Annotated in this window: 11 protein-coding genes and 1 rRNA gene; 3 read left to right on the forward strand and 9 right to left on the reverse strand. The window is 68.0% G+C overall.

Going from position 1 to position 10,524, the window contains the following annotated elements; translation table 11 throughout:
• Positions 1 to 185: 185 nt before the first annotated feature.
• Positions 186 to 479 (reverse strand): glutaredoxin family protein, encoded by a 294-nt coding sequence (locus ACFXJL_RS29790; RefSeq protein WP_384697430.1) that lies wholly within the window; start codon positions 477 to 479, stop codon positions 186 to 188.
• Positions 480 to 661: 182 nt separating this feature from the next.
• Between ACFXJL_RS29790 and ACFXJL_RS29795 the strand changes: the two genes are divergently transcribed.
• The 3 genes from ACFXJL_RS29795 (at position 662) to ACFXJL_RS29805 (ending at position 4,216) form a co-directional block, all read left to right on the forward strand.
• Positions 662 to 1,594 (forward strand): HAD family hydrolase, encoded by a 933-nt coding sequence (locus tag ACFXJL_RS29795; protein WP_384641794.1) that lies wholly within the window; start codon positions 662 to 664, stop codon positions 1,592 to 1,594.
• 285 nt (positions 1,595 to 1,879) lie between these two features.
• Entirely contained in the window at positions 1,880 to 2,785 is a 906-nt protein-coding gene (locus tag ACFXJL_RS29800; RefSeq protein WP_358880232.1) for an ECF subfamily RNA polymerase sigma factor, BldN family, read from the forward strand.
• A 219-nt stretch (positions 2,786 to 3,004) separates the two neighbouring features.
• Positions 3,005 to 4,216, forward strand: coding sequence for a DUF5667 domain-containing protein (locus ACFXJL_RS29805; protein ID WP_358880233.1), 1,212 nt, complete (start codon positions 3,005 to 3,007; stop codon positions 4,214 to 4,216).
• Between the two features lie 119 nt (positions 4,217 to 4,335).
• Here ACFXJL_RS29805 and ACFXJL_RS29810 read toward each other — a convergent pair whose 3' ends face one another.
• The 8 genes from ACFXJL_RS29810 to rrf form a co-directional block, all read right to left on the reverse strand.
• On the reverse strand, positions 4,336 to 5,415 hold the full coding sequence (locus tag ACFXJL_RS29810; RefSeq protein WP_358880234.1) for a lysophospholipid acyltransferase family protein: 1,080 nt from the start codon (positions 5,413 to 5,415) through the stop codon (positions 4,336 to 4,338).
• Positions 5,416 to 5,439: 24 nt separating this feature from the next.
• Positions 5,440 to 6,522, reverse strand: coding sequence for an NAD-dependent epimerase/dehydratase family protein (locus ACFXJL_RS29815; protein ID WP_384697435.1), 1,083 nt, complete (start codon positions 6,520 to 6,522; stop codon positions 5,440 to 5,442).
• A gap of 266 nt (positions 6,523 to 6,788) precedes the next feature.
• Positions 6,789 to 6,887: a 30S ribosomal protein bS22 gene (locus ACFXJL_RS29820; RefSeq protein WP_003948845.1), complete on the reverse strand. Its 99-nt coding sequence runs from the start codon at positions 6,885 to 6,887 to the stop codon at positions 6,789 to 6,791.
• Between the two features lie 122 nt (positions 6,888 to 7,009).
• The gene (locus tag ACFXJL_RS29825) at positions 7,010 to 7,222 is read right to left on the reverse strand and encodes a helix-turn-helix domain-containing protein (protein ID WP_003958488.1); all 213 of its coding nucleotides are present in this window, start codon (positions 7,220 to 7,222) and stop codon (positions 7,010 to 7,012) included.
• 128 nt (positions 7,223 to 7,350) lie between these two features.
• Complete coding sequence (locus ACFXJL_RS29830) at positions 7,351 to 8,166, reverse strand: phosphatase (RefSeq protein ID WP_384697438.1); 816 nt, start codon at positions 8,164 to 8,166, stop codon at positions 7,351 to 7,353.
• Positions 8,167 to 8,396: 230 nt separating this feature from the next.
• The gene (locus ACFXJL_RS29835) at positions 8,397 to 9,572 is read right to left on the reverse strand and encodes an acetoin utilization protein AcuC (protein WP_329021891.1); all 1,176 of its coding nucleotides are present in this window, start codon (positions 9,570 to 9,572) and stop codon (positions 8,397 to 8,399) included.
• 76 nt (positions 9,573 to 9,648) lie between these two features.
• Positions 9,649 to 10,311 (reverse strand): HAD family hydrolase, encoded by a 663-nt coding sequence (locus ACFXJL_RS29840; protein WP_384697441.1) that lies wholly within the window; start codon positions 10,309 to 10,311, stop codon positions 9,649 to 9,651.
• Positions 10,312 to 10,433: 122 nt separating this feature from the next.
• A 5S ribosomal RNA gene (gene rrf, locus ACFXJL_RS29845) occupies positions 10,434 to 10,524 on the reverse strand; the annotation flags it as partial.

Consider the following 10,524-nt stretch of genomic DNA (forward strand, 5'->3'; position numbering starts at 1 on the left):
CTGCGTTCTCCCCATCCTCCCAGGTTCACAGACGCCACGTACGCAACAGTCGTCACATGGCACCGCCAGCCCTCCCGCTGAAGCGAATCGCCGGGCCCTCTTCGCGTGCGCCGCGGGCAGGTCGGCGCAGGGGCAGCGGCAGGAGACAGGGCAGGGGCAGCGCACGAAGGGGAGCAGCCGCCTCGCTACTGCTGCAGCGCGCGCCGCAACCGATCGGGGTCGACCCGCCAGAACGTGTGCTGGGCACCGTCGACCAACACCACCGGGATCTGCTCCCAGTACGCGCGGTGGAGCTCCGCGTCCTCGGTGATGTCCTTCTCCTCCCACACGGCGCCGGTCTCGGCGCAGACCTGCTCCACCACGACCCGGGCGTCGTCGCACAGATGACACCCCGGCTTGCCGATCAGCGTCACCGTCTTCCCGCCCGCCGCCACCGCGCCGTCGGCCTTCTTCTTCGTACGTCGCCACACAGGACTCATGGCCTCATTGTCCGCCCCGCACCCCGGGCCATCAGGACACCCCCGAATCCCGTGCACGACCCCCGGTGCAGCCGCCGACGGGGATCCGGCCGCGCTCCGCCCCACCGGCGCGTCACCCACCGTTCACACCCTGGTGTTCCGGCGTGTCGGGAAGTTCCGAACAGACTGGCTATGCTCGCCCCATGGCCGCACTGGGATGGCTCACCCCCCGTAGGCGCTCCGCCACAGCACGGAGCGTCCTCGCAGGCGAGGCCGCCGCCGAAGCAGCCCGCAAGACCTCGCAGGAACTGCTGCCGGCGGCCGAGCCCACGGTGGCCGACACGCCGGAGTTCCCGGTCTCGGGCGATGTGCGGGCCGCGGCGTTCTTCGACCTGGACAACACCGTGATGCAGGGCGCCGCGCTGTTCCACTTCGGCCGCGGCCTGTACAAGCGGAACTTCTTCCAGCGCCGCGAGTTGGCACGGTTCGCCTGGCAGCAGACCTGGTTCCGACTCGCTGGCGTCGAGGACCCGGAGCACATGCAGGACGTGCGCGAATCCGCGCTGTCGATCGTGAAGGGCCATCGCGTCGCCGAACTGATGAGCATCGGCGAGGAGATCTACGACGAGTACATGGCGGAGCGGATCTGGCCGGGCACCCGGGCGCTGGCACAGGCCCACCTCGACGCCGGCCAGAAGGTCTGGCTGGTCACGGCCGCTCCGGTGGAAACCGCAACGATCATCGCCGGACGCCTCGGCCTGACGGGCGCACTGGGCACGGTCGCCGAGTCCGTGAGCGGCGTCTACACCGGCAGGCTCGTCGGCGAACCCCTCCACGGCCCCGCGAAGGCCGAGGCCGTCCGCGCGCTGGCAGCGGCCGAAGGGCTCGACCTCGACCGCTGCGCCGCGTACAGCGACTCGCACAACGACATCCCGATGCTGTCGCTCGTAGGACATCCATACGCGATCAATCCGGACACCAAGCTGCGCAAGCACGCCCGCGAACGCGACTGGCGCCTGCGCGACTACCGCACCGGGCGCAAGGCGGCCAAGGTCGGCATCCCCGCCGCGGCCGGTGTGGGCGCCATCGCGGGCGGTACGGCGGCTGCCGTTGCCATCCACCGCCGTCGCCGCTGATCGCGGCTGCCCGAACACAGTTCCGTGGCACATCTGCGACCCTCCGCGCGGCACCCGCGAAGAGACAGATGGCGAACAAATCTGATCAACAAGTGCTCACTTTCTGCTACCAGAACCGTCAATCCGACATAACAGAAGCGACGGAAACGACGTTTTGAGCAACTGGGTGTAGCACTGCCTGTACGAAGCGTTATTCTCCTCAAACGCATACGGGTCCCACACGTCGCCACGACGAGTGAACGGTCCCGCACTGCACGTGATGGAAGCTCTGCCTCTGGGAGTCCCGTGTACCCACACGTCGGGGTTGACACCTCGGGCCTGGCTACGCTTCGCGCGGCGGTCCTCGACCACTTGCGCGGTTTTGTCCCCACCGCGTACGCCGTCCCCGCCCTCGCCATGCCCCGTATTGCCACCAGCGGTTCCGCCGCCCCCTGCTACGCACTGGCCGATGGCTTCAAGGAGGGGTCGACGCGCGGTGCCGTCGTCGAGGGGCGACGCGGCCGTACGGCTGCCGGCCGTGGGTTGGTCAGACGGACCGGCCGAGCCGGAGGGGGCGCATCGACGGCCCCCTCCGCCCCTGCCTCGTCCGGCAACTCCACGACCGCAACGCCCGCCAAGGTCCGTCGGCCCACCGCCGACAGCGACAGCGCCCGCATGATGGAACTGGTCGAGCGCGCGCAAGCGGGCGAAGCCGACGCCTTCGGCCGGCTCTACGACCAGTACAGCGACACGGTCTACCGCTACATCTACTACCGCGTCGGAGGAAAGGCGACGGCGGAGGATCTGACCAGTGAGACCTTCCTCCGCGCCCTGCGCCGCATCTCGACCTTCACCTGGCAGGGCCGCGACTTCGGCGCCTGGCTGGTCACGATCGCCCGCAACCTCGTAGCCGACCACTTCAAGTCCAGCCGGTTCCGGCTGGAAGTGACCACCGGCGAGATGCTCGACGCCAACGAGGTCGAGCGCTCTCCGGAGGACTCCGTCCTGGAGTCCCTGTCCAATGCGGCGCTCCTCGAAGCGGTCCGCAAACTCAACCCCCAGCAGCAGGAATGCGTGACCCTGCGCTTTCTCCAGGGCCTGTCGGTCGCGGAGACGGCCAAGGTGATGGGCAAGAACGAGGGTGCCATCAAGACCCTCCAGTACCGTGCCGTGCGCACCCTGGCCCGCCTGCTGCCCGACGATGCTCGCTGACCGGCCCCAACTCACCATCGGTAACGCCTCCATGACGCACTGGTCCGATCATCTTTCGCGCGTAACCCAAGTGCCGAGACGCTCGTTGTGCGGGATGCAGGCTCCCTGTGGTCACGCCATGCCCGCAGCCACTCACTCGATCGTGTGGATGCGTTCAAGGCGTGCAACCTTCCAAAACTCCAGGGGAGTCGATCGTCATGACGAGAGGAGGTGCCGCCAGTGATCGCGAACGTATCGGCGCACCGGCGGGCGAACGCCTTCGCCCAGGCCCTGGAAGACCAGGTAGCCGAACAGCCGGACGAGTCGGTCGAATCGACCGACCAAGGTCGGCTGTTGGCTCTGGCGACCGGTCTCGGCGAGCTGCCGAGGCCGGAAATGGACCCCGAGGTCAAGGTGGTGCAGCGGGCACAGCTCGTGGCGGCCATGGAAGCCATGCTCCAGGAGGGCACGGCTGCCGGGAGCGCCACCATGGGCCCTACCGTGCCGGAGCAGCGAAGAGCCGGCCGAGGCGCACATCGCGCCTCCCCGCTGAGGAAATTGCGACCGCGTTCTCGCTGGTCGAAGGGGCTCGCGGCCGGCGGTCTGACCGTCACGGTCGCTGCGGGCGCCTTCGGCGGGGTCGCCGCTGCCAGTACGGACGCCCTACCGGGTGACACTCTGTACGGGCTGAAGCGTGGCATGGAGGACATCCGGCTCGGCATGGCCGATGGCGAGACCGACCGCGGTGAGGTCTATCTCGACCAGGCGTCCACCCGCCTCAGCGAGGCCCGACGGCTGATGGAGCGCGGGCGGGCGGGCGAGCTCGACCACGAGTCCCTCGGCGAGGTCCGTCGTGCTCTCAACGGCATGCGGCACGACGCCACCGAAGGCCACCGGCTGCTCCACGCCGCCTACGAGCGGGACGGCTCCCTCCGTCCCATCCAGAAGCTGAACTCCTTCTCCCGCGCCCACCGCGACGCGTGGAACGGACTGCGTGACAGGCTTCCGGTGCAGCTCGCCGATGTCGGCAACGAGGTGAACCACGTATTCGACGCCATAGACCAAGAGGTCGGACCGCTCCAGTCGCTGCTGCCCAGCCCACCGGAACAGGGGGGCCGCGACGCGCCGCGCACCAGCAGCACATCGCCTCAGGCACCCGGCCGATCACCCGCACCCGGCGGTCAGAAGGCCCCTGCGGCATCCCAGGCACCGGACACGTCCACCGGTGCGGAGAAGAGCGATCCCCGTCCATCGGGCGGTTCCACACCGGCCCAGAAGGAAGACGGGCTGCTCGGCGGTGACGTGGGCGGACTGCTCGACCCGACACCGGACAACACGCCACCACCGGCGCCGGGCAAGAACACCCCGGCCCCGGAGCCGGACGTCACCATTCCGCCCCTGCTCCCGGGCATCCTTCCCGGACTGGGACTGAACGCGGAAGAAGGACGCTAGACCCATAGGGAAGGGGTGTCAGGACAGTTGTCCTGACACCCCTTCCGGTGCCGTACTCGGACGGCCGCAGCGGTATCGATCACCAGTGGCCAACGGCGATCGGCGAGGCTGGGAAACGGCTAGAAGAACACGGACCGACGCTGCACCAGCAACTTGTACAAGGTGTGCTGGATCTGCTCCCGCACCTGGTCGGTGAGGTTGAACATCAGCATCGGATCCTCGGCGGCCTCGGCCGGATACCCCGAGGTCTCGATCGGCTCCCCGAACTGAATCGTCCACTTGGTCGGCAACGGCACCGCTCCCAGCGGCCCCAGCCAAGGGAAGGTCGGCGTGATCGGGAAATACGGAATGCCGAGCAGTCTGGCCAGCGTCTTGGAGTTGCCGATCATCGGATAGATCTCCTCGGCGCCGACGATCGAGCACGGCACGATCGGCACACCCGCCCTGAGCGCGGTCGAGACGAACCCGCCCCGCCCGAAGCGCTGGAGCTTGTAGCGGTCGCTGAAGGGCTTCCCAATGCCCTTGAAGCCCTCGGGCATCACCCCGACGACCTCACCCCGCTGAAGCAGCCTCTCCGCGTCCTCCGCACAGGCCAGCGTGTGCCCGGCCTTGCGCGCCAGTTCATTGATGACGGGCAGGACGAAGACGAGGTCGGCGGCGAGCAACCGTAGGTGACGATCGGCCGGATGGTTGTCGTGGACGGCCACCTGCATCATCAAGCCGTCGAGCGGCAGGGTGCCGGAGTGGTTCGCGACGACCAGCGCACCGCCCTCGGCGGGGATGTTCTCGATGCCCTTGACCTCGACCCGGAAGTACTTCTCGTACAGGGGGCGCACCAGCGACATCAGTACCTGGTCGGTCAGTTCCTTGTCGTAGCCGAACTCATCGACCTCGTAGTCACCGGTGACCCTGCGCCGTAGGAAGGCCAGGCCCGTCGCGAGACGCCGTTCCCAACCGTCGCCGGACCCGTGCTCCGGGCCGTCCTCCACCACGTCTCCCCCACCGCCGGTCGCCCGGGCCTCGGACGGCTGCTCGACGGCCCCGGGCAGGGTCCGCACGGTCTGCCGCACCACGGTGGGCTCGGTCTTGCCCTCGCCGCCCGCCGCACCGCCGAGAGCCCCGGCGGAGCGCCGCCGCGAGCGCTGGGCACCACCTCGCGCACGGTCGTCGTCGAAGGGAATGACCTTGGCGTCCGCCATCGTGCCTGCGCTCCTTATCCGGCCTTATCCCGCATCGCCCTGGGCCCTGGGAGCCCGTGAGCCGTCCCCGCGCGCCACCAGGGCGCCCAGGGACTCCGCCACCTGGTCCACGGCCCGTACCAGGGTGTGGGGAGGCAGCAGCCCCGCTCCCCGGCTCCGGGCGAAGTCGGCGAACGTCTCCGCGGTCGTGAACTTCGGCTCGAACCCCAGTGTCTCGCGCATCTGCACGGTGCTGACCACCCGGCCGTGGGTCAACAACCGGATCTGCTCGGGCGAGAAGTCGGTGATCCCGACCGTACGCAGCGCGGAGCCGATCCAGGTGACCGCCGGCAGGAGTACGGGCACGGTCGGACGCCCCAGCCTCCGCGAGCACTGTGAGAGCAGGAGCACCCCGTCGCCGGCGATGTTGAAGGTGCCGCTGTTGAGCGTTCCGCGCCGGGGCTCGTGGAGCGCCATGGTGAGGACGTCGATCACATCGTCCTCGTGCACGAACTGAAGTCGGGGGTCATAGCCGAACACCGTCGGCAGCACCGGCAGCGAGAAGAACTCGGCCAGCGGGGAGTCCGCGCAAGGGCCGAGGATGTTGGCGAACCGCAGCACGCACACGGCCACGTCAGGCCGCCTTCTGGCGAAGCCCCGGACATACCCCTCGACCTCGACCGAGTCCTTGGCGAATCCGCCGCTCGGCAGGGCTTTGGGCGAGGTGGTCTCGGTGAAGACCGCGGGATCACGGGAGGCCGAGCCGTACACGCTCGTCGTCGACTTGATCACCAGCCGTCTGACATCGGGAGACTTCTGGCATGCGCCGAGCAGCTGCATGGTCCCGATGACGTTGGTCTCCTTGACCGCGGCCCGGCCGCCGGCGCCCAGCGGCGTGCCGGTGACATCGAGGTGGACGACCGTGTCGACGCGGTGCTCAGCGAGGACCCGTCCGATCGTCGGCTGCCGGATGTCGGCCTGGATGAACTCCGCGCCGCCCAGATGGTGCTCGGGCCGCACGACGTCGACACCGATCACCCGGTGGACCTCGGGATCCCGCAGGATGCGGCGTACGAGACGTCCTCCGAGTTGCCGGGCCACCCCGGTGACGAGCACGACCTTTCCCAAGATCTGCTCCTTCCTTCGGATGCCGTGGGCCCGCTTTCAGCGTCACCGTAGCGCCTCGGCGTTGCGACGTGATGACACGTGACGCTCCCGACTTCCGGAGCGCGTCCTTCAACACGGGCGAGAACACCGCGCGCAAAGGCACCAGGAAGCCGCCTCGCCCCTCTTCTCCCGCCCGAACACGGACGGGGGCACACGGGAGCACGTCAACGCACTGTGGCCCTCCCACCGACTGGTGGGAGGGCCACAGTGCTACGTACAGCTGTCGCTTACTTCTTGTTACGACGCTGAACGCGGGTGCGCTTGAGCAGCTTGCGGTGCTTCTTCTTAGCCATCCGCTTGCGCCGCTTCTTAATAACAGAGCCCACGACTACCCTCGCTCACTTCTCTTCACTCGGTGCGGGGCGTCTGGGCCCACACGACCTACGTCGGTCCAGCCTACCCGGCAGAGCATCGAGGTTGTAATCCGAGGGCAGTCGCTCTACTCCCGCTATGCGGATTCCACCCCCACGAAAGACTCGCGGAGGTAGTCGTGCACCGCTTGCTCCGGTACTCGGAAGGACCTCCCCACCCGAATCGCCGGCAGATGACCGCTGTGCACCAATCGGTACACCGTCATCTTCGACACCCGCATCACCGAGGCAACTTCCGCCACGGTAAGAAACTTGACCTCGTTAAGAGGCCTCTCGCTGCCAGCAGCCATGACCCACCTGTACCTTCCGCACATGACGCACACCGGCTTCCCCTCCGGTGACTCTTCGTCGCTGTGCGCTCACTCCCCAGACTAGGGGCGGGTGGTGCGAGTGGGGAAGAGGAGCAGCCATCGGCCGCCTACTGTGACAGACAGGCTCGTTTGAGTACATAGCGCGTCAGCGGGCGGTAATGAGCGGGCCGCCGGCCGTCATCGAGCGGCACCACCACGGACACCCTTCCCTCGGCCTCGCCTACGAAGAGTGCAGGGTCGTCGGTATCGGCCAGTCCGATGGCCCTCATACCCAGCTGACCTGCCCCGCAGACCCATCCGTGGTCCCCGATCACCAGGTCCGGAAGGGGGCCTTCCTGCTCGGCGAGACCCTCCACCGCAGCACGCAAAGGGAGGGGCGAATGGGTGTGCGCGCCGGTCTCACACCCTGCGCCCCGTGCGCCGGGTGCCCGCACCAGCGCGACTCCCCGTACGTACTCAAGGTTGTACGTACGTACCCCGAACCGGGTCGTTATGTCGACACATCGCCCCTGCGCGGGGGTGAGAACTAGGCATCCTGTTGCGGACAACGCGTCTGCCAGCCCGGCGTAGAACCCCAGCAGTCGATCCGGATGCCCCGTTCCGAGCAGTACGGCTCCTCGTCGCGCAGCCACCTCGGCCAACTGGTCGGCGAAGGCGTCGAGCGCCGTCAACGTCCGCTCGGGGTCGATGACATCGGGCCCGGTGCGCTCGTTCGGGTCGGCCGAGACTCCGCACCGGTCCGCCATCAACGCCATGACGTCACCCGCGCTCCACTCACCCCGTGCCGCGAGGCCGAGCGTCACGCGCGGGTCGCGTGCAGCGAAGAGACGATAGCTGCGCAGGCTGCCCTCCCGCAGGGTTCCCACGGCCCCGGCCAGACCGGTGGCCAAGAGATGCGCCCGTAGCGCTGCGATGCTCGACACGCATCCGATGCTCTCGGACCGACCGGGGTTCCTAGGGCGAAAGCCGTCGCGCGTCGCACGGTTGGAGTAACGCCGAGCGCTTCCCGGTGGCTCAAACGGGCCGTGAGGGCACGCAACGGGGTCAGCGAAGGGTTTCCATCACCCCGTACGTCATGAGCGCGTCAGGGCCGCCCTGGGGTCCACCACGGCCGGGCCCACCGACCGTCAACCCGAGCCGAGGGCCCGTGGAGTCAGGGCAGCAGCCCTCGAAGGGGGAAGACCGCTTTGCGGGTGGCAAGCACCGCCTGGTCCAACCGGTCAGCGGGGTCGTACCCAGCGCCCCACTCACGCCAGACCGGATCACGTCCGTCCGTCATCCTGCGCGGGCCGGGCTGTCGGGTCCGTGCGTACACCTCGTCCCGCCACTCGGACGGAATCAACGACTCCGGCTCGACCGGGGCATGGGCGGCGATTCCCACCAGGTGTGTCCACGACCGGGGAACGACGTCGACCACCGCGTACCCGCCGCCGCCCAGGGCGAGCCAGCGTCCGCCGTCGACGTATTCGTGCGCCAGCTCGTGGCAGGACTCCTGCACGGCCCTCTGCGCGTCCAACGACACGGCCAGATGGGCCAGCGGATCCTCGAAGTGGGTGTCCGCGCCGTGTTGGGTGACCAACACCTGGGGACGGAACTCGGCCAACAACTCCGGCACCACCGCGTGGAACGCCCTGAGCCAGCCTTCGTCTCCCGTACCCGCGGGCAGGGGCAGATTGACGGCCGTGCCCTCCGCGGGCCCCGCGCCCCCGGTCTCCGAAGCCCATCCGGTGCCGGGAAAAAGAGTCTGGGGATGTTCGTGGAGCGAGATCGTCAGAACGCGCGGATCGTCCCAGAACGCCGCCTGCACCCCGTCACCGTGGTGTACGTCGACGTCGACGTACGCGATGCGTTGCGCGCCCAACTCCAGGAGTCGGGCGATGGCGAGGGAGGCGTCGTTGTAGATGCAGAAGCCGGCTGCGCTCCCGGGCATCGCATGGTGCAGCCCGCCGGCGAAGTTCACCGCGTGCGCCGCGTCCGAGCGCCAGACCGCCTCCGCCGCCCCGACCGACTGTCCGGCGATCAGTGCGGACGCCTCGTGCATCCCCGTGAAGGCAGGGTCGTCCAACGTGCCGAGTCCGTAGGACTGCTCGGCAGCGCGCGGCTGCGCCGACGCGGCCTTGACCGCTGCCACATAGTCCTCGTGGTGGACAAGTCGCAGGGTGGAGTCGCCCGCGGGCTTGGCGGCCCGCACGTCCATCACCTTGTCCAGCCCGTAGGCCCGTACCAGACCCATGGTCAGTGCGAGCCGTACCGGGTCCATGGGGTGGCTGTCCCCGAAGTCGTACCCGGTCAGTGCCTCGTCCCACATCAGCAATCCGCGGCCACTCATGACCGCCACCGTATCCGGCCGTCCTTGCGAGCGCGTAAGGGCGTACGGGCACGGCTCAACCAGCCCCGAAAATGTGTCACTCAGAACGCTTGGTGCTCTTCAGCAACACAGGTAGCTCTGTCATCTTCTGGAAGTGGCCTTTCGCACCGATGAGCTTGTGGGCTGGCGTCATCGCCGTGAATCCATAGGAATCCATCCCGGCGGCGACCGCGGCCCTCACACCGAGGACGCTGTCTTCGATGACGATGCAGCGCGCAGGGGGGACGCCCATTCGTTGCGCGGCATGGAGAAAGAGGTCTGGCGCGGGCTTTCCCCGACCCACGTCGTCGGCGCTGAAGACGATCTCGTCGGGGAACCACGCATCGAGCCCGGTCTTTCGATGGCCCACTCTGATCCGCTCATGGCTCCCCGAAGACGCCACGCAGTAGGGAACGCTGTCCGTCGTCAATTGCGCCAACACCTCGACCACGCCTTCGACCGGCACCAGTTCTCGCTCGAAGGCTGCGAAGACCCGCTTGTGGAGCGTTTCGTCGAAGTCAGCGGGAAGAGTCTGCCCGGTTCTCTCCTGCACGAGGTCATGGACCCGGTGGACAGCCGAACCCATGTAGTCCCGCAATGAGTCCTCGTAGGAGGTGGGATGCCCGAGCTCCGTGAGATATCCGGCAAGAATGGTGTTGGCTACGGGTTCGCTGTCGACGAGCACGCCATCGTTGTCGAAGATAACCAGGTCATAGTCCATGCACCCCAGCCTAGGGACTGTCCCGTAGCAGGCATATACGGCCCGTAGCAGGCTTATAGCTGGTGAACGCAAAAATGCCTTAGCCCCCAACACCTGGGTGTTGGGGGCTAAGGCTAAAAATTGTTCGGCGGCGTCCTACTCTCCCACAGGGTCCCCCCTGCAGTACCATCGGCGCTGAAAGGCTTAGCTTCCGGGTTCGGAATGTAACCGGGC

It is taken from the genome of Streptomyces sp. NPDC059256 (assembly GCF_042753785.1).
GTDB lineage: Bacteria > Actinomycetota > Actinomycetes > Streptomycetales > Streptomycetaceae > Streptomyces.

Coding starts and splice junctions, on each gene's coding strand:
- ACFXJL_RS29840 (WP_384697441.1), bottom strand. CDS start 10,311: ATGGACTATGACCTGGTTATCTTCGACAACGATGGCGTGCTCGTCGAC.
- ACFXJL_RS29795 (WP_384641794.1), top strand. CDS start 662: ATGGCCGCACTGGGATGGCTCACCCCCCGTAGGCGCTCCGCCACAGCA.
- ACFXJL_RS29825 (WP_003958488.1), bottom strand. CDS start 7,222: ATGGCTGCTGGCAGCGAGAGGCCTCTTAACGAGGTCAAGTTTCTTACC.
- ACFXJL_RS29835 (WP_329021891.1), bottom strand. CDS start 9,572: ATGAGTGGCCGCGGATTGCTGATGTGGGACGAGGCACTGACCGGGTAC.
- ACFXJL_RS29810 (WP_358880234.1), bottom strand. CDS start 5,415: ATGGCGGACGCCAAGGTCATTCCCTTCGACGACGACCGTGCGCGAGGT.
- ACFXJL_RS29790 (WP_384697430.1), bottom strand. CDS start 479: ATGAGTCCTGTGTGGCGACGTACGAAGAAGAAGGCCGACGGCGCGGTG.